The following is a 20,902-nucleotide window of genomic DNA, read 5'->3' as shown; positions in this document are numbered from 1 at the left end:
TGATGAAAACAAGGTTTTGGATTTGGTTTCAAATGCTTATAGTTGTCGCCTTTGCGTGTGCTACCCCTATCATTTTAGAGGCGAACCATGCATTTCATAATGCAAATACCAAAACCATTCGAATTCCATTTAGATATGTCCAATCATTTATTATTTTGGATCTGCAATTAGAACACTTAATTCCAGTTAAATTAATTTTTGATACCGGAGCTGAACATACCATACTCTTTGAAAAGAAATGGACTGACGTATTTTCAAATCCATATCAGCGCGAAATAAAAGTAATTGGTTCAGATCTTCAACAAGAATTACCTGCTTGGTTAACAACACCTATTGCGTTTTATTTTGGAAATATTTTTTCGGTAAGTTCTCCAATCATTGTACTGAAAGAAAATATAACGAATATTTCACAAGTTATTGGTGAGCCAATCCAAGGCATTTTAAGTGCTTCTGTATTTAAACAGTTTCTAATTGAAATTGATTATAAAAACAGATTCATAATTTTGCATCACCCAGATGCAGAACCAAAAAATAACTATACTAAAATCAAGATTCAAATTTATAAAAACAAGCCTTATTTGCAAACTGAAGTGCGATCTAATGATACCAATAGCCAGGTATTAAATTTGTTATTAGATACCGGTGCAAGTTTATCTTTAATGATGTACACAGATTCATCAAGCGCAGTGGTTGTTCCTGATAAAATTATCCCTGGATATCTAGGAAGTGGTTTAGGCGGAGTATTATCTGGATTTGTGGGCAAAATTCATTCCATATCTTTTGATAGTTTTCTAATGCCTGGAGTTATAACCCATTTTTTAAAGCTTGAAACCAAAATTGCTAAAAATGAAAGTTTAAATAAAGATGGATTGATTGGAAATCTTTTATTAGATAAATTTAATATTATTTTAGACTACAAAAAAGAATTACTTTATATTAAAGCGCTTAAAAATTATAAAAAAATTCTTAATTATGATAAATCCGGAATGCTGTTAATTTCTGGAGGCAAGGAACTGGAATCTTATTATGTAGCGCATATTATTCCCGGCACTCCGGCAGCATTAGCAGGAATTAAAGAACAGGATCAGATTTTAAAAGTTAACCGCCTGCCAGTTTCATTTTTATCATTGTCTAGTATAAATTCCATACTTCAGAAGGAAGAAGGAAAAAAAATAAAACTTACAATTCGCAGGAACCAGAAGAAGTTGAAGTTTACATTTTATTTAAAATCTCTGATTTAAGATTGTTCTCTAGAGTTATCAAGTAAATTCAAATTGCAGTACGCTAACATTTATTTATTGCAAATGACTATTTTTGCAAACTAATACGATAAGTTAATTATGAAAACAATGTTTGATATGATCCAGGCATTCCCTGATCAGTTAGCGGAAGCAATGGATATTGGCGCAAATGCAATAATCAGAAATCATCAGGTTCCAATACATAAAGTTTTTGTTAGTGGGATGGGTGGATCTGGTATTGGTGCTGACTTTGTTTCAAGTTTTATTCGAAATACCTGTAAAGTGCCATATTTGGTTGGTAAGTCCTACGATATGCCAGCTTTTATTGATCAACATACATTGGTAATTATTTCTTCATATTCAGGAAATACAGAAGAAACTTTATCTACTTTTAGACAGTTAGTATCGTCCAATGCAAAAATTGTATGTATTGCTTCTGGAGGTGAAGTAATTGAAATAGCAAAAGAATCAAACTTTGATGTAGTCCAATTACCAAATAACTGGCCATCGCCAAGAGCATGTTTAGGATTTTCGCTAGTATCACAACTTTATGTTATCTCTAAACTGGAATTAGTAGATCCATTTTTTATACCGCAACTAAATGATACGATTCTTAGATTGAAAAATGAGACCAGCGAAATTTTAGAAAAAGCAAAGCAATTAGCGGCTGTATTAAATGGAAAATTACCAGTTATTTATTCGACAGGCAGAATAGAACCAGTCGCTATTCGTTTCAGGCAACAAATAAATGAAAATAGTAAAATGCTTTGTTGGCATCATGTAATTCCTGAAATGAATCATAATGAATTGGTAGGTTGGCGATGGAATCAAGATGCAATTGCGGTAGTCTTTTTAAGAAATTCAGATGATCATGAAAGAAACCAGGCAAGAATTGAATTGACAAAGGAAATTGTTTCCCATTATACAACAACAGTTGTTGAACTTTACTCGAAAGGAAATTCTTTAATTGAGCGAAGTTTTTATTTGGTTCATCTTTTGGATTACGTAAGTGTCTTTTTAGCCGATTACAATAAAGTAGATGCCATTGAAGTACGTGTTATTGATTTTTTGAAAAGCGAATTGTCAAAAATTTAAATAAAGAGAATAACAGGATACAAGCGCTCATGGCTATACATAGCATAGCTATTAAATCACCAGTTTGTAAATAGATTGTTTTTTCCTTATTAAATAACATAAGGCTGATCAAACTGGCTTCTTTTCCATAACTTGTCGGTAAACTTACATCCCCTTTTGCATCTACAAAACAAGAGATTCCAGTATTCGCAGATCTTGCTATTGGTTTTCTGAATTCAATGGCACGCAAAATACCATAAGCTAAATGTTGGTGATATCCAGGGGTATCATCCCACCAACCGTCATTGGTCATAATAAAAATAGCTTCAGCTCCATTTCTAATATAATCACCAATATAATTTCCATAGATTGATTCGTAACAAATTACGGGTGCAATTTTAGTCGAACCACTTTCAAAAACGGAACGTTCTCTTTGGCGCCCTAATCCTTGTACTGAACCACCTAATTTATCAACCACTGGTTTTAAAAAAGGAAGTAAATGTCTATATGGAAATGTTTCAACTCCAGGTACTAATTTTGATTTCACGTAGACTGGTATCTCACCACCTGCACTGCAAACTTGAATTGCACTATTTTGAATTTCAAAATATTTTGGAAAGCCACCCCGTTTATTTTCTCTTACTGCATTCGATAATTCTTCTCCTGCCTTAAAACTTTTGATTGAACCGATTCCTGTAACTAAACATAAATTAGAATATGTTGACACCAAATCTTTCATGCGTTTAATTCTCCAATCTGAATTAAATTGATCAATATCGATATATTCAAAACTCGTTTCCGGCCAAATTAAATATTTTGTATTTGGGGTAAATGCTGCCCTTGAGTATTTTTCAAAATGTATCATTTGAAGATTTTGATCAACTTCAAATTTTTGATAGTGAGGTTCATAATTCGGTTGGACTATTCCAACTTCAACAGACTTTCCTTTTAATTTATAATTGTTATATTTAGAATAACTAATACCAATTGGTAACAGGAGGATAAGCCCTAAAACAGAAAAACCGTATTTTCTCGGGAGTTGTTTAAAGTATAAACTTGCGAGAAGACAATTTATAATTAAAATCCATAAACTCCCACCATAAACTCCGGTGGTGTCATACCATTGGATCCATTTTGGAAAAAAGGCAAGGCCATTTCCTAGCGTTAACCAGGGCCATGAAATATCCCATGCATGATGAACCCATTCAAAGCAGATCCAAAAAGCTATAAAGCTTAGGTATTTAAGTTTTGGAAATCGTCGTCCTACTGCAAGCATTCCCATCCAAGGAATGGTCATAAATAAACTATTTAAGAAAAAAGCAACTAAAGCTGGAAATAGTGCAGCATTTGCTACCCAATAAGTAGCTGTTATATTCCAAATGGCAAAGGCATTAAAAGCATAAACCCAATGATATAAATTCTTTGATTTGGAAGCACCGGCCTCTAATTGATGTTGTAAGACCAGAAGTGGTAAAAAGCCAATAAATAACAAGGGACTCGTATATACAAATGCTTTTCCTAATATTAAACCACTTGCAACGGACAAAAATAGCATGTATTTGTGCTCCTCTTCAGCTGCTTTTCTAGCCCTCAAAAGGCATAGGAAACCAAACCATCCTGCTAAAAATATATATAAAGGATAATCTCCCCAAAACTTTAAATTATACATTTTGTAGCCGAAAAACCCTGCGATACCTATTAGTATTAGTCCGATTCCTAAAGTAATTATGGATTGTTTTTTCATGGGATTCATATGACGGTAAGGTACAAAAATCTTAAAAAATGATTTTAAAAGCTTGAAAATCAATTATTTTTATCATTTATTAGTATAAATTCCTTAAAAATTAGAGTAAATTGCAAGAATCGTATTAAATTTGCACTCCAAATTTTAAAAAAATGAAAAAGAATATTCACCCTGCAGGTTATAGGTTTGTTGTCTTCAAGGATTTTTCTTGTAATGAAGCATTTCTTACACGTTCTTGTACTTCAAGTAAAGAAACCATTGTATGGGAAGATGGTAATGAATATCCTTTGGTTCGTTTAGAGATTAGTTCTAAATCCCATCCGTTCTTTACTGGTAAAATGAAATTTATCGATACTGCCGGACGGATTGATAAGTTTAATAAGAAATTTGCAACGACCAAATTCGCAAAAAATTAATATCTTAAACCCCGCCCAAAATGCGGGGTTTATTATTTATGAGCAATCGAAATCTAATTTTAGTCGATCCTATTCATAGAGAAAGTCTAAAGCCACTTAGTTGGGCTCGTCCAGTTGCTTCCTTTAGAATTGGAATCCTGAGAATTTTTGAAAAGTGGGAATTTGCACTGAATTGTAAAGTTAGTTTTTCAGTTCCTGAATATCTTCAGGAAAAATTTCCCTTAAAAATTGAAGAAGAAAATATTCTTATCCAGGCACATTTACTTCCCAGTAGTGATTTAGCATTTATTATTTCAAAATTGGCAGTAGGAGAATTTTTAGTGCATGGTTCTCAATGGGTTGCTGCAAATTTAAATAGAGATCAAACCGAAAACTTCCTCACTATTAAAGATTTTAGTGCATTTAAGAAACAAGAAGTAGATTCCTTTTTAATTAGAGGAATTTATAATCTTTGGGAACTTTTTCAATGGAATGCAGTAGAATTAGAAACTGATTTTAAAAAATTATCAAACGGTCGAAAATCAGCTGCCATAGATTCTTCAAATCGTGTAATTGGAAACCAAATATTTGTAGAGGAAGGAGCAAAAATTTCGAGTAGCATCTTAAATTCTACTACAGGTCCGATCTATATTGGGAGGCATGCTGAAATTATGGAAGGCTGTATGATTCGGGGAGGTTTGGCCTTATGTGATTCTGCGCAATTGAAAATGGGTGCAAAAATTTATGGCGCAACAACCATTGGACCTGGATCCAGAATTGGCGGAGAAGTTAATAATTCTGTGATTCAAGGAAATAGTAATAAAGCGCACGATGGATTTTTAGGAAATAGTGTTTTAGGTGAATGGTGTAATATCGGAGCAGATTCTAATAATTCAAACCTAAAAAACAATTATGAAGCTGTCAAACTTTGGGATTACAATGCTCAAAGATTTATACCTACAGGTACTATTTTTTGCGGATTAATGATGGGAGATCATGCCAAATGTGGCATCAATACAATGTTTAATACAGGGACTGTTGTTGGTTATGGCGCAAATGTTTTTGGCGATGGTTTTCCACGGCAGTTTATTCCGGATTTTGCATGGGGTGGTACAGCAGGATTCTCTACATTTCAACTTGCCAAATTTTATCAAACAGCAAATGCAGTACTCCAGCGTCGGGAATGTACATTTGATCTACAGGATCAGTCAATAGCTGAATTTATTTTTATGAAAACACAGTTTAGTAGAACTTGGGAAAAGCCTTCTTGATCTTATCCTTATTTTTATATTTTACAGTAATTAAATTTATCAGGATCTTGTATGCATGGTGTTAAAAAATTTCTGAGTTACTTTTTTGACATCTTTATGGAAGAGACGAGTTCGTCTTTTAATCAATCGCTTAAACTTTATTTATCTAAAGGACAGTATAAATTGGTTACAAAAGGTGCGATCTATTCTTTTGGAAAATTTTATCTTAATTTTGTTGAAACCTTTACCCTTTTAAAACTTGAGAATAGGAATATTAAAAAAGTTTTAATTCTTGGATTAGGCATGGGAAGTATAATTCAAATACTTGAAAAAAAACTAAAAGCAGCATATGTAGCAATCGAAATCGACCCTGCCATTATTGAGCTTTGTAATAAATATAAATCGGAAAATTTTTCAGCAGATTATATTGTAATTCAGGAGAATGCTTTCAACTATTTATGTAATCAGGATAAAACATATGATTTAATATGCATGGATATTTTTTGTGATCAGCTTGTTCCACCTGAATTCGAAACACACGATTTTATCAAAGCCTTAAAAAGTTCATTAAGCCCAGGGGGCCTGGTGATTTATAATCGACTTGCATTAAGTGCAGATGGAAATTTAAAAAATGATCAAGTTTTTAATATTTTTAAAACCTATTTTCCAGTAGCCTCAATCATTAAACTAGATTACAATTGGATGTTTGTCAATGAGAAAATTTAACTTCCTGTATTGATTCCAATAGATACGAAATTGAAAGTAAATGTTGACTAAACAAATTCTTTTATCTGAGCATAATAGCCAATGAAAAACGGGTGAAATCCGATTTTACGGATTCATTCAAAAATCCTAACGCAATTCGATTTCTCCTACAAAAAGCCAGGCTTTACGTCCTGCCCCAGGCATTTTTTCATCAATGATTCCATGATTGTGAATGCTCATTTGAATATATCGGCCACCTACATTGTTTAAAGGGATCGTAGGTTGAAGGTATTTTGATTCCGTTTCATTAATTTGATATTTGATAGGCTCAGAATAATTTATACCATCCACACTCGTTCTGATTTCTAAATCTTTTGGCCGATAAATCCAAGTACCTGGATTATGAAAGAATTGAATCTTCATAAGTTTTAAGGAATCTACTTTTCCTAAATCAAGGGTCACATTTAAATCTGTTCCTTCTAATCCAACCCATTCAGGCCCCCCATATTTTTGACTAGGAGCTTCAATACCATTAATTAAACAATTCGCACCACCTTGGAAGTATTTTTTAGCAACTTGTTCTTTAAGTTCAATGGATTTTGCAACCGCTAAATGATGTTTATATTGAATGGTTAGTGGCTTCCCTAAGGATTTATTTTCTAATTGATACCATGCTTTAAAATTAATATCTTTAGTTAGGATAAAACTGTCTTGTTTTAAATATTCACTAACATCATCTCCATCTTTTTTAGATTCGATTAATATTTTCCCTTCAACTGCTGGTTTTTGAAATATAAATACGACTCCTTCATTTGAAAAATTAGTATTATATTCAATATCCATCATGCCTTGTGTTATGCTCATGTTTTTAGTGGCAAACCATGGGATATGATATTGTAATCGGTTTAAAAAACTAGTGTAATTTTTTGTATTGTTGTCTGACCAATTTACTTCTGATAATGCTATAGCGCGAGGGTATGCCATGTATAATACCTGCTTTTCATCTGCCATGTATTCAGTCCAAAGGTTGCCTTGTGCACCAATTATGTAAACACTTTCAGCAGGTTTTAATTCACTCGGAATTGGATTAAACGAATAGGTTTTTTTTAATGAAGTATATCCACCGATTGCAAGAGGCTCATTTACTTGTAAGGATTGATAATGGTCAAAGTAACAATGTGTACCAGGACACATAATCACTGGATGCTTTTGTTTGGCAGCTGCAATGCCACCTTCTGTTCCACGCCAGGACATAACTGTTGCATTAGGTGCAAGGCCCCCTTCCAGAATTTCATCCCAACCAATGAGTTGTTTGTTTTTACTATTTAAAAATTTTTCAATCTGACGAATAAAATAACTTTGAAGATCTTCTTCTGTTTTTAAATTATTTCTTCTTTTAACAGCCTGACATTGATCACAGTTTTTCCAATTTGTTTTTGGACATTCATCCCCACCAATGTGAATATATTTACCAGGAAATAATTCGCATATTTCTGTTAATATTTCTTTTACAAACCATATACTTGTATCCTTTGTGCAATATACACCGGAATCAAATACACCCCATTGATTTGCCACTTCTACAGATTTTCCACTGCAACTAAATTCTGGATAAGCTGCTATAGCAGCAGTGCTATGTCCAGGCATTTCAATTTCAGGAATAATTTCAATATGTAATTCTGATGCAAAGCGAATTACTTCTTTAATTTCTTCTTGGGTATAAAATCCTTTGTATTCTGTCGAATCAAATTTTTTTGGATAATCACTGGCAGATCCTATTATTGTACTTTTTCGGATGGATCCAATTTCAGTAAGCTTTGGAAATTGTTTAATCTCAATCCTCCAACCTTGGTCTTCTGTCAAATGCCAATGGAAGTAATTGTATTTAAATCGAGCCATGAGTTCCAAATACTTTTTTATGAAAGAAACCGGAAAAAAATGTCGGCCAACATCTAAATGCAATCCGCGATATGCAAATGCAGGTTCATCTTCAATTAAACAATACGGAAGTAATTTATTTTTTTCATTATAATTTCCACTTAATTCCACCATTTGTGTTAAGGATTGAAGTGCATAAAACCAGCCAATAGGTTTTGAAGCCTGAATCCAGATACCATTTTTTGTAATATTAATTTTATAATATTCAGGTTTCTCAGGATTGGAAGTTAAGCTCAATGTTAAACTTTTTGAGCTTGGAACAATCGCACCTTTGATTTTTTTTATTTCTAATTCTGGAAGATTTAATAATAATTGAATACTCCTACCGATTCTTAATGCCTCCGGTTCTTTTGCGGGTATAAGCAGTGTTTTAATTTTTGAAGCTTCAAAATTTCCCCCTACAATCTGAACTAATTTTGGCTTAGGAATTATAGGTAGTTCTTTAATTATATTAGCTTGGCTACAGACTATTAGCAAATTATAAATTAGAATAAAATAGAATATGAAAATGGATCTCATGTTAAAGGGTAAAAATTTAGGTACTAAAATATTGCTTAAACCTTGATACTAGTAAATTATTGTGTAAAGATATCCTATAATTTATTTAAAATGAGCCTTCCATAATGAAGCTTCTAATGCTTTCGTTATACCTTTGCATTTCTTTAACGACTCACAACATATGTTTACTATTAATATATATCTTAAGCTGGCTTTAATTGGTGTTTTATTAGTCGGTGGTTTAATACTTGCATTTACCGTAAGTTTTTGGTATGCCTTGCCTATACTTTTAATTGGTTTGGTTTTTTTGGCCAGTTATCTATTTTTAGGAACCATTCAATCCGCTGCAATGTTTATGCAGAAATCTGATTTTGATGCTTGCGAAAAAAGATTGGCACTCACGTTTAAACCAAATTGGTTGTACGTTACAAATCGTGCATATTATTTTTTAATAAAGGGTTCCATTGCAATGCAACGCAATCAACCGGACAATGCCGAATTGTGGTTCCATAAAGCACAAGAATTGAAATTGCCATCAGACAATGAACGCGCTATGATTCTTATTCAAATGATCAATATTCATTTGACAAAAAATAGACTCACCCAGGCAAATAATACCTATCGTGAATTGAAAAAATTGAATGTTTCTACCGATTTATTTAAAGACCAGATTAAAATGATAGATGACATCATGAAACAACAAGGTCGAATGAAAATGGGTGGACAAATGGATCAAAGAATGATGTTCCGCCCAGGAGGAAAACGGAAAATGCCTAGAGTTAGATAATTGATAAATCGGTTTTACTAAAATCATAAATAGACCCGTTTAATCAATTTTCAGATTCCACTTAGCGCAAACTTGATTTAGTCAATATTTTTATTTAATTTAAATTGAAACCATTTATCTAAATTTATTGCGCTCGTTTGTTGTTGTGTTTTTTTAAATATTGCAAATCAATTTAGATGCGTTCTTTTATGTTTCCACCTTCGGTGAGACCACAACCAGTTTCCAGGTTTTTCGCGAATGTTTTGTTCACAGCGAGCCATATATAACTGTGTAATCGTCCCAATGGGTAGCGTTGTTGGGCTTTCCACAAGCATTTCAAATGCGATTTCATAATACCCTCTTTTAATTCGGCTTATAGATGCAAAGATTATTGGTAAATGGTATTGCAATGCATATTTTTCAACACCATGCAAACATGCAGTATCTCTGTTAAAAAATTGAACCCAAATTGCATCTTTTATATTGGATGGATTTTGATCTGCCATCAGCAAGAGTATTTTTCCTTTTGGAATTTCTTCGGCAACGAATCTGGTTTCACGGGTAGAAAATAATTGAATTGAAGAATTACCTCGCAAAACATTGATATACTGATTTAAATACTGATTTTCAATAGTTTTATAAATGCCAATACTTTTATTCGGAAATTGATAACCATATCCAAGCACAGCCCATTCCCAATTACTATAATGTGCATTAACAGCAATAACACTTTGATTTTGATTTAGAAAGTTAAGTACCAGTTGCTTATTTCGAAATGCATATCGTTCAGATAATTCTTGTTCACGCATACTTAAGCCCTTAATTCCCTCCAGCACAATATCTGCCAAATTGCGATAGCTATCTTTTAGAATTTCATCTATTTCTATTGGTGATTTTTCCGGAAAACAATTTAGGAGGTTGTCCAAGATTACATTCCTTCGATATCGAATAAGATATTGTAGTATATATCTTAATAAATCTGATAAAATATACAGTAGCGAAAAAGGTAAAATTTTAAAAATGCAGATAAGTGTTCGAATCAGATAATAATTTAGTTTTTCCATGCAGTCTGCAAATTTAGCAAATTGATATTACCGGGCCTATTGAAGAACCCTTATAGCGTTAAAATAGTTTATGAGATGAATTTGAAACTTCAAAATTCTATTCAGCAAGTTTTCGTTAAATTTATATATTTGATGAATATATGGACCGAGATTCAATTATGAAAATTTTAAACAGAAAGGGATATATTTCTTCTTTGAATTATAGATTGTATTATTATGCACTTCTGCTGACAATTCCCCTTGGAGCATTTAAACCCAGGCAATCTGATACTTTAAAATGTGAATTTAAGAATTCAGCTTCTTATTTTTTACCATGGAGTGCTCAATCTTCGATTCCTGAAATCAAATCTCCTAAAAGCAGTCTATCGTTACTTGATTTTGTAAACCCATTCATTGGGACCTAGGTGGCCATGGTCATACATTCCCAGGTGCAGCATATCCATTTGGTATGATGCAATTAAGTCCGGACACAAGATTAGAAGGTTGGGATGGGTGTTCTGGGTATCATGATAGTGATTCTTATATTTATGGTTTTAGTCATACCCACCTTTCAGGTACGGGTGTTCCGGATTATTGTGATGTATTATTTATGCCAGGAATAGGCGATTCCTATTTTAATAATGGTTTTGATGGAAAGGCTGGATATCGGTCTGCATTTAAAAAGGCATCAGAAAAAGCAAATCCTGGATTTTATGAAGTGTATTTGGAAAAATACAAAATACAGGTACAATTAACAGTTGGAAAACGAACAGGATTGCACCACTATATATTTGGTGAGTCTTCGGGTCAATGGATAATGATCGATTTGAAACATAGAGATCCATTGATTCTTGCGGATTTTACAAATATTTCAGATTATGCAATAGAGGGCTTTAGAAATTCAACTGCCTGGGCGCGAAATCAGAAACTATATTTTAAAGCAATATTCAATAAAAAAATTATCAACTTTAAATTTAGTGAGGATTCCTTAAAGCTTATTTTGTTTTTTGAAAATAATGGCTCCAGAGAGTTGTACACGCAGGTTGGAATTTCTGCAGTAGATGCCAGAGGTGCTTCTGAAAATTTAGCTTCTGAGTTTAATAAATTTGACTTCAAACTGCAATTACAAAAGACACAGGAAGCTTGGATTGCCATGTTAGGTCGAATTGAAATTCAAGATACAGCGATTGTTGAAAAAACAATTTTTTATTCAGCCCTTTACCATACGATGATTCATCCTAGTCTATTTCAGGATGTAGATGGTCGATATCTCGGAATGGATTTTAAAATTCATTCCACGATAGCTGATGACCATTATACTGTTTTTTCATTATGGGATACATATCGTTCTACACATCCATTATACCAATGGATTTATCCGGACTTTAATTCAAAATTTATTCGAACGTTTTTAAGGCAATATCAGGAATGTGGACATTTACCAGTGTGGGAACTTGCTGGTAATGAAACCTGGTGTATGATTGGAAATCATTCAATACCCGTAATTGCAAATGCTTTTCATCATAAAGTTTTTGATTTTGATACCTTGTTAGCAAAAGAAGCAATTCAAAATACCATTCTTAAAGGAATAAATACTGGAATGAAATTTATGCAAAAAGGGTTTATTGCATCCAACGAAGAATCAGAATCTGTTTCAAAAACAATAGAGAATAGTTTGGATTTTGCCGCGGCTGCTTCCATTCAATGTAAAGGCTTGGAAAATTTTAGTCCGGAGTCATATAAAAATTTATATAATCCTGAATCTGGTTTTTATCAAGCAAGATGGAATAACCAATTCATTCAACCGTTTGATCCATTGGAGGTAAATCATCATTATACAGAAGCAAATTCATATCAATATGTTTTTGGTGCACATCACGATATTGAAGGAATGAAGGAAATGTTTATGTTATCATCCAAAGGAAAGGATAAACAGACAGAATTAAAAATGCGGCTTGATGATTTGTTTTTTAATTCTTCTGAAATGACCGGAAGAGTCCAACCAGATATTACAGGATTAATTGGTCAATACGCACACGGAAATGAACCCAGTCATCATTTGGCTTATTTGTATAATGGTGCCGGAGTCCCGCAAAAAACGCAAGAACTTGTTAGAAAAATTAAAACCGAGTTTTATAAGCTATCTCCAGATGGATTAATTGGAAATGAAGACTGTGGACAAATGTCGTCCTGGTATGTTTTTAGTGCCTTAGGATTTTATCCAGTGAATTCTTTTGATGCAAGCTATGCTATAGGAATTCCGAGTTTTGAGAATGTAATTATTAAAGTTCCAAATAGAAAGCCAGTTGAATTAAGGACCATTAAATCAAATCATAATGAGTATGTGCAGCACTTTTCTATTAATGGGAATGAAGTAAATTCTAATTTCAAAATTCAATTTGGTGATCAAATTGAATTTAAATTGGGACCTACCTCCTTTACAACTGGGCAATTTGTCAATCAAGATTTACGATCAAAGTATTTAATTCAACCTTACCTTAAATCAGGTCAACGTGTATTTAAGGATAGTACCATGGTAAGATTGGCAAACGTATTAAATATGCCGATGGAGTATTGTTATGATACCAATACGAGTACTCATTATTTATACGACCAGCCTTTAAATATTAAAGATGAAACCAGACTTTACTTTCGAATTCGGGATAAATATATAAAGACAGCTTGGTTATATTCAGATTTTATTAGAAAACCACAGGGAATTCAAATGAATTTATGGACTGAATATGCAAATCAATATGCGGCTAGTGGTAAAGAAGCATTGATCGATGGATTAACGGGAAGTATGGATTTCCGGGATGGAATATGGCAAGGATATCAGGGAAAAGATTTAAAACTACAATTAGAATTTTCGGAAGAAAGAACATGGAGTCATCTTGGAATCCGATTTCTACAAGATCAAAGTCCTTGGATTATGATGCCGTCACAAGTTGAATTTAAAATATCAGAAGACGGAAAGCATTTTGAACGGATTGATTTAATAAAAAATACAATTGCTCAAAAAACGGAAGGTGCAATTCTCTATGAATTTAAGACAGAACAAAATTTTCGTTGTAGGTTTATACAAATTATTGCTAAAAATTCAGGTTTATTACCAGATTGGCATCCTGGTGCTGGGGGTGCAACTTGGTTGTTTGCTGATGAAATCATCATAAAATAGAATTATGCAGAAGAGGCGTACTTTTTTAAGTTCCGCTATAGTAGGATTCGGAACCATGAGTTTGGCAGATGATATTCTTGATTTTTTTCGAGAGGAGCAAAAAGTGCAGAAACCTTTAATCATTGCAACCTGGAAAAATATAAAAGCAGTTGAAGCAGCTTGGGAGGTTTTAAAGCAGGGTGGATCAGCATTAAATGCAGTGGAGGCTGGTGCGCGGGTTCCGGAAGCAGATCCATTAGATACATCCGTTGGTTATGGAGGCTTTCCAGATCGCGAAGGTAAAGTAACGCTGGATGCTTGTATTATGGATGAAAACGGAAATGCTGGTTCAGTGGTGTTCCTGGAAGAAATTATGCATGCTATTTCTGTTGCACGATTAGTGATGGAAAAGACTCCACATGTTATACTTGCAGGAGCTGGAGCTAAAAAATTTGCATTGGAGCATGGCTTCAAACAAGAGAATTTGTTAACAGAGCATGCAAAGACTGAGTATAAAAAATGGCTTATTGAATCAAAGTATGAACCAAAAATTAATGTCGAACGTCATGATACTATTGGAATCCTGGGCTTAGACAATGCAGGTAATTTATCCGGAGCCTGCACTACCAGCGGTTTAGCTTTTAAAATGCATGGTAGAGTGGGGGATTCTCCAATTATAGGAGCTGGTTTATACGTCGACAACGAAGTAGGTGCGGCGACAGCAACTGGTTTAGGAGAGGCGGTTATAAAAAAAGTCGGTGCATTTTCTATTGTTGAAATGATGCGCCATGGGATGCATCCCAATAAAGCTTGTAAAGCCGCCGTAAAACGTCTGCTTACAATAAAAACGAAGGATGAATTTCAGGTTGGCTATATAGCGGTCAATAAAAAGGGGGAACTTGGTGCCTGGTCTTTGAGGCCTGGATTTGAAGCATCTGTGATTACAGAAAATGGCTTTCAATTAATAAAAGCGCAGTCCTTTTTTAAGTAATTCATAGCGGCCATCCATCCAATTTTTCTAGATAAAATGGAGAATTTTTATAAAAGACCTTTTCAAAGTCTTATTGAGTATTATTTATTTAAATATTCAAGATAGCCACAAATAATAATTTTTAAATATGTAAAATATTAAATTTCAATGTAATACTAAATGTATTATATTACAAAATTATATAATTTAATATCAACTATATAGCAATATATTACATATTATTAAAAATTGGCATATGTTTTGTTGAATTAAAGCGGACTCCAAAAAGTCTGCGATTAACCAACAAAATCTATGCTTATGAAACTGCATTGCTTTACAAATTTAAAATTTAATGTATTACTGATTCTTACATTATTTTCAACGCAACTTTCCTTTTCTCAGGTAAATACTTGTATTGAAGATTTTAACAACCATTCGCCAATCGGACCCGTTAGTCAGGCTGGAAATTGGCATTCCGTTTTATCTGATTTGTATTTTCAGACAGACCCTATCACCTTAAGTCCTGTGCTAAGAGCCAGTGACGCTTCGGGAGGGTCTTATTTTAGTAACATTACAGATTATGATTTGGATTGGTATGCAAAATTTGGAGGTTGCCAATTTTGTTTTGATATCAGATATGATGGAGGACCTAATAATCCAGGTTTAGGTTTTTTTCCTATTACAATATTTCAAAATGGACCTGTAGGAAATCTAAATCCAAACTTAGCAGCAATTTCTGCTAGTTTTAAAGTTAATGTTGGAATTGGAAATTCTTGGGTTCGAGTTTGTTTGCCAATTGAAAAATCAAGTGGAGGGAACCTACCTTCCAATGCATTAGGTACCTGGGTAGGTCCAACTGCAGCACAATGGGACAACTTGATTCAAAACGTAGATGGAGTTTATATCCCTGTAGATTTTGCAGGTGGTTCAAATCCTGTTGAAAATATTTACGTTGATAATTTTTGCTTTGATAAATGCCCAGCACCATCCTTATCCTGTGACAATCACATCAATGTATCCTTAGATTCAAATTGTTGTGCGATTATCACCCCTGCAATGGTGGTGGAAGGCAATTATCCATTAAATTGTTTGAAGGTAGTATTAAAAGATAAATTTGGCAATATAATACCAAGTTCACCAAGAATATGTGGCCCATATATTGGCCAGACGATTACCTATGAATTAGTAGATACTTGTACAAAAAATAGATGTTGGGGAACTTTAATCGTTGAAGATAAATTAGGACCAAAAATAGAATGTGAAAATCCGGATACAGTATTTTGTAATAATTCAGGCTATAACTGGACACCACCAAAAGTACTTGACAATTGTGGAGGTATCGTAAAAACAATTATTATAGCAGATGAGACGACAAAGTATCCTTGTGATTCTTTTTGCATAGCACGACGTAAAATTACCTATACATATCAGGATCAATACGGAAATCGCAGCGATACCTGCATGAAAATAATCTGTTACAAGAAGATTAATTTTTCTGATATCGTATGGCCACTAGATACTATGTTTTCATGTGAAGATTGGGATACGATCCCACCACCATCCATATCAGGAGTGCCAATGGCAGGAGGCTATCCGCTGTATCCAGATTGGTTTTTATGTAAGATGGCGGTGAGTTATGAAGATCAATTGATACCGATTTGTCCAAAAACATTTAAAGTATTACGGACGTGGACGGTATTGGATTGGTGTAAAAGATCACCTGATAATGTATATAAACATTATCAAATCGTAAAAGTATTAGATGAAAAAGGTCCTAAGTTAGAACGTGTACCTGACATAACCGTAAGCACGGATGTGTGGAGTTGTACAGGCACTGTAATAATCCCACCTCCTCAAATAAGTTGGGAATGTTCAGATAGTGTAAGCATCGTAGTAGAATATAAAATAAATGGAAAAAATGGAGTACTCACATTTGATGGTACCAATAAAAATAATGTAAAACGATTGCCAAATGGATATTATTCAGTGACTGGTTTAGCCCTTGGATTAAACTTGGTGATATTTCATGTCACAGACCAATGCGGGAATACATCAGAATCTTTTACAGAAGTTACTGTAAGAGATTTTGTACCACCGATCGCAGTTTGTGATCAAAAGACAACAGTATCCTTAACGATAGATGGAACAGCAAAAATAGAAGCATTGACATTTGATGATGGCTCCCATGATAATTGTGGATTAGATTATTTTGAAGTAAAGCGAATGGATAATGGATATCCATGTGATTCTGTAAGAGGAATAGAATGGGGTCCTTATGTATACTTTTGTTGTGAAGATATCGGAAAGACAATTATGGTATCGATGCGAGTCTGGGATAAAGCTGGAAATAGTAATACCTGTATGGTAGAAGTTGAAGTTCAGGATAAAATTGCACCCGTTATTTTTTGTCCACCACATATAACGATTAGTTGTGAATATGATTATCCAGATCTAAGTGTATTTGGAACCGTTGTAACAGATATTAATAATCAAAAGGCTATTGTTATCAAAGACCCGAAAGTAAAATTTAGCGGAACAGCTATTGATGGATATGCTTATGACGGATGTGGAGTAACAGTCATTGAATTGCCACCAGTTTATGCATTGCCGTGTGGAAAAGGAACCATCACAAGAACCTGGGAAGCAACAGATCCGAGAGGTCTTAAATCAAGATGTAGCCAAATTATTACAGTGTTTGATTATAATCCGGATAATGTAACGGTCGTGTGGCCAAGAGATACATTTAGTAATAGTATATGTACTACTAAACCAGATTTTAATGCAGATAATTTAGGAAGACCAAAAGTATATGGGGCGGATAAATGTAATACAATGATGATCAATTATGTGGATCAAGTATTTACATTGGAACCAGATGCATGTGTAAAAGTATTGAGAAAATGGACAGTAATTGACTGGTGTATTTACCAACCAAATAACCCACAGACAAAAGGTTATTGGAGTTGGGTACAAGTGATCAAAGTAAATAATATAATCGCACCTACCTTCACGACATCCTGCAAAGATCGGACGGTAGCAGTGTTTGGACCAGGATGCGGAGGTCAGGTAGAATTAAAAGCAAAGGCAACGGATGATTGTACCGATTCAATAGATTTAGTATGGTACCATGAAGTGGATTTATATAATGACGGCAAGTCACCGGGAATTGAGTATTTACATTCAGGTCCGGGAGCAGATGCATCCAATTATTATCCAATCGGAACCCACAAGATTACATTCAGAGTGAAAGATGCTTGTGGCAATGAAAGTTGGTGTATATTTTTAATAAACGTTATCGATGGTAAACTTCCAACGCCATACTGTATTGGAAATATTGTTACAACAGTAATGCCATCAACAAAGAGCATAGACATCTGGGCAAAAGACTTTAACCTGAATTCTGAAGACAATTGTACTCCAAAGGATAGTTTGAAATATTATTTTCTTGTGAATAATATATTAGTACCATCCTTAACATTGGATTGTTCGAATATTGGTAAAAATACTTTGCGGGTATATGTAAAAGATCAAGCTGGTAATACCGATTATTGCGAAGTAATTTTAGATTTACAAGATCCAAATAAAGTATGCGGAAATACCAATTTGAGTGTAGGTGGAAAGATTACGACAACAGATTACCGGAACATGCAAGATGTTACCATGGTTTTAGAAAGATCTAATCCAATTGGAACCAATCAGGCCTATACAGACAATCAAGGAGCATATAGTTTTGTCAATCTAAACAAAGGATCAGATTTTCAAATAAAAGCAAGTTATAATCAAAATCATATCAATGGTGTAAGTACACAGGATATTATAATGATTCAAAAACATATATTGGGTATCCAATTGTTTGATAGTCCGCATAAATATATTGCAGCAGATGCAAATAATAACGGTACAATTACAGTAGCTGATATTGCAGAAATCAGAAAACTTGTGCTAGGAATAACGGATAAATTTGCGAAAAATGAATCCTGGAGATTTGTACCTCAAAGCTATGCATTTGTAGAACCAAATAATCCATGGCCATTTGAAGAAAAGATTAAACATCAGGAATTGCTAAGTTCAAAGAACAACAATGACTTTTATGCAATCAAGATCGGCGATGTTAGTGGTAATGCAAGCGCAAGTGGTGTTCAAGGAACATCTTCAAGATCAAAGGAACAGTATACAATGTATTTAAAGGAACAAGATTTTGTGGCAAATCAACAAATTAAAGTGCCAGTATATGCATCTCAAGGTATGCACGTGTCAGGTATGCAGATGGCTTTTGAAACGGATAAATCGATGGAACTTTCTGATATTGCAAATGGAAAAATAAATATTAGTAAGGAACATTTTAGCAGCTCGAATCAGAGTATTAAATTGAGTTATACTGCGCTTGAAGATATTGAAATTAAAGAGGGAGATGTATTATTTTATTTGCTTGGAAAGGCTACATTGAATGGTAGCATACAAAGTGCAATACATTTAAATCAGACAACAATTCAAGCCGAGATTTATGATGCAAACGTACAAGCAAAAGAGCTTCGTATAGAGCGTAGAAAAGTTGGAGTGACCACAAATGAAATTTCATTTGAATTGTATCAAAATGTTCCAAACCCATTTGTTGATCAGACAATTATTAGTTATGAAATTCCATTGACAGGTGAAGTAAAAATTCAACTGAGTGATATCACAGGTAAGAATATTTACAAAACAAACGTACAAGCATTTAAAGGAAAGAATAACTTTATATTAGATAATAAAGTAAAAATGTTACCAGGGGTTTATTATTTAAAATTGGGTTATGAGAATAAGTACAAATCCTTAATGTTATTAAAGTACTAATTGGCATTCTTGAAAGTTTCTGTGATTATCAATTCAACAATTTAATTTGTAAAAGAGGAAACATTGATATTATCAAATCAGTGTACTTCATAAGCCTTATTATTAAGCTATAGAAAGATAGAGTAAATGCAGTGTTATTGCCTGATCATGGAAACATGGTCAGGTTTTTTTATTTTAGGGATGCATGATCTGGGTTAAATAGAAATTAATTCGACTTACATTCCGATACATACTATAGATTATCAAATTAAAAATTTTGCATAGTATTGGATCGTCCTGTTGCAGAAAAATGGCAATTTTTTCCAATGCAATCGGAAGGTATTTTGCTTTTAATATCTGGATTAAATTAAATATATAATAGACTGAATTTATAATTCTTTACACCTGTAATACAAATATGATATATGATGAAAAAATTATTTTTTATTTTTCATATTAAATAAATTTGCCATGTATAATATTCTTATTGTTAGTAATTTAAGTACAATATTTCATTGATAAGTCAATGATTTTCAAGGTCTTATAAACAGGTCAGACACATTTTTGGCACTTATTTTGCTTATTCATAATATGTTCAACGAATTACTGGAACGATACACATGAGCAGGATACGTTACGTCGTAGCAGATGATCACCAACTATATGTTAAAGGTTTCATTTTGTTACTCCAACGGATCAAATGCAGATTCCCATTGGAATGCATTGGCGAAGCATCCAACGGACAAGAATTATTGCGTTTGATTTCTCCTGAACATGTGGATTTATTATTTCTGGATTTGAACTTGGCTGAAAATGATGCAGCCTTATTAATACCAAAATTGAAAGAACTGCATAGCGATCTAAAAATTTTATGTATCAGTATGTATACCGATGATAAAGTTGTTAGAGAAGCATTGCGAAAAGGTGCCGACGGGTATCTTTCTAAAAATACTGGACTCGACGAATTAGCAAATGCAATTGATGCAGTCATGGAAGGTGAAATGGTTCTTGGTTCAAATATCAAGATTACAAATCCTGATAAGAAAACCATGAATGCAAATGTAAATTTAACGCGATTTAATGCCAAATATCAATTGACAAAAAGAGAACGAGAAATTCTTGAACAAATTGCTAAAGGAAAATCCAATCGGGATATTTCAGCTTTACTATTTATAAGTAAAGATACAGTCAGTGTGCATAGAAAGAATCTGATGAGAAAACTAAATGTAAAAAATGCATCTGGTTTAATCAAAGTGGCATATGAATATAATTTAATTTGATCCCCCAGGTCAATAGCATTGAATAAAAA

The 20,902-nt window shown here is 33.4% G+C and carries 14 protein-coding genes; 11 read left to right on the top strand and 3 right to left on the bottom strand.

Annotated features, from left to right (window positions below; genetic code table 11):
- Window positions 1–2 precede the first annotated feature (2 nt).
- On the top strand, window positions 3–1,241 hold the full coding sequence (locus tag IPO86_14430; GenBank protein ID MBK9729301.1) for an aspartyl protease family protein: 1,239 nt from the start codon (window positions 3–5) through the stop codon (window positions 1,239–1,241).
- 99 nt (window positions 1,242–1,340) lie between these two features.
- On the top strand, window positions 1,341–2,336 hold the full coding sequence (locus IPO86_14425; protein ID MBK9729300.1) for a bifunctional phosphoglucose/phosphomannose isomerase: 996 nt from the start codon (window positions 1,341–1,343) through the stop codon (window positions 2,334–2,336).
- Here IPO86_14425 and lnt read toward each other — a convergent pair.
- Window positions 2,299–4,059, bottom strand: a complete 1,761-nt coding sequence (lnt, locus tag IPO86_14420) for an apolipoprotein N-acyltransferase (protein ID MBK9729299.1) — start codon at window positions 4,057–4,059, stop codon at window positions 2,299–2,301. The genes IPO86_14425 and lnt overlap by 38 nt on opposite strands.
- A 152-nt stretch (window positions 4,060–4,211) precedes the next feature.
- Between lnt and IPO86_14415 the strand changes: the two genes are divergently transcribed.
- The 3 genes from IPO86_14415 to IPO86_14405 are packed head-to-tail and all read left to right on the top strand — an operon-like array spanning window position 4,212 to window position 6,430.
- A complete protein-coding gene (locus tag IPO86_14415; protein MBK9729298.1) occupies window positions 4,212–4,475 on the top strand; it encodes a type B 50S ribosomal protein L31 in 264 nt (87 codons plus the stop codon).
- A gap of 38 nt (window positions 4,476–4,513) precedes the next feature.
- Window positions 4,514–5,725 carry a glucose-1-phosphate thymidylyltransferase gene (locus IPO86_14410; GenBank protein ID MBK9729297.1) on the top strand — a complete coding sequence of 404 codons (1,212 nt, stop codon included), beginning with the start codon at window positions 4,514–4,516 and terminating at the stop codon, window positions 5,723–5,725.
- Between the two features lie 51 nt (window positions 5,726–5,776).
- A complete protein-coding gene (locus IPO86_14405; protein ID MBK9729296.1) occupies window positions 5,777–6,430 on the top strand; it encodes a methyltransferase domain-containing protein in 654 nt (217 codons plus the stop codon).
- 126 nt (window positions 6,431–6,556) lie between these two features.
- Here the strand turns inward: IPO86_14405 and IPO86_14400 are convergent, their stop codons facing one another.
- A complete protein-coding gene (locus IPO86_14400) occupies window positions 6,557–8,866 on the bottom strand; it encodes a beta-N-acetylhexosaminidase (protein ID MBK9729295.1) in 2,310 nt (769 codons plus the stop codon).
- Between the two features lie 160 nt (window positions 8,867–9,026).
- Between IPO86_14400 and IPO86_14395 the strand changes: the two genes are divergently transcribed.
- Window positions 9,027–9,632: a hypothetical protein gene (locus IPO86_14395; protein MBK9729294.1), complete on the top strand. Its 606-nt coding sequence runs from the start codon at window positions 9,027–9,029 to the stop codon at window positions 9,630–9,632.
- A 167-nt stretch (window positions 9,633–9,799) separates the two neighbouring features.
- Here IPO86_14395 and IPO86_14390 read toward each other — a convergent pair whose 3' ends face one another.
- Entirely contained in the window at window positions 9,800–10,675 is an 876-nt protein-coding gene (locus IPO86_14390; protein ID MBK9729293.1) for a hypothetical protein, read from the bottom strand.
- 158 nt (window positions 10,676–10,833) lie between these two features.
- Between IPO86_14390 and IPO86_14385 the strand changes: the two genes are divergently transcribed.
- From IPO86_14385 to IPO86_14365, 5 genes are all read left to right on the top strand, one after another.
- On the top strand, window positions 10,834–11,079 hold the full coding sequence (locus IPO86_14385; GenBank protein MBK9729292.1) for a hypothetical protein: 246 nt from the start codon (window positions 10,834–10,836) through the stop codon (window positions 11,077–11,079).
- 44 nt (window positions 11,080–11,123) lie between these two features.
- Window positions 11,124–13,832 (top strand): GH92 family glycosyl hydrolase, encoded by a 2,709-nt coding sequence (locus IPO86_14380; GenBank protein MBK9729291.1) that lies wholly within the window; start codon window positions 11,124–11,126, stop codon window positions 13,830–13,832.
- Window positions 13,833–13,836: 4 nt separating this feature from the next.
- Window positions 13,837–14,802, top strand: coding sequence for a N(4)-(beta-N-acetylglucosaminyl)-L-asparaginase (locus IPO86_14375; protein MBK9729290.1), 966 nt, complete (start codon window positions 13,837–13,839; stop codon window positions 14,800–14,802).
- Window positions 14,803–15,099: 297 nt separating this feature from the next.
- Window positions 15,100–19,614, top strand: coding sequence for an HYR domain-containing protein (locus IPO86_14370; protein MBK9729289.1), 4,515 nt, complete (start codon window positions 15,100–15,102; stop codon window positions 19,612–19,614).
- Window positions 19,615–20,213: 599 nt separating this feature from the next.
- The gene (locus IPO86_14365; GenBank protein MBK9729288.1) at window positions 20,214–20,873 is read left to right on the top strand and encodes a response regulator transcription factor; all 660 of its coding nucleotides are present in this window, start codon (window positions 20,214–20,216) and stop codon (window positions 20,871–20,873) included.
- Window positions 20,874–20,902 lie beyond the last annotated feature (29 nt).

It is taken from the genome of Saprospiraceae bacterium, from assembly GCA_016717265.1.
In the GTDB taxonomy this organism is placed as follows: Bacteria; Bacteroidota; Bacteroidia; order Chitinophagales; family Saprospiraceae; genus Vicinibacter.
Note: the sequence above shows the minus strand (reverse complement) of the source record. Positions and strands in the feature narration are given on the sequence as shown.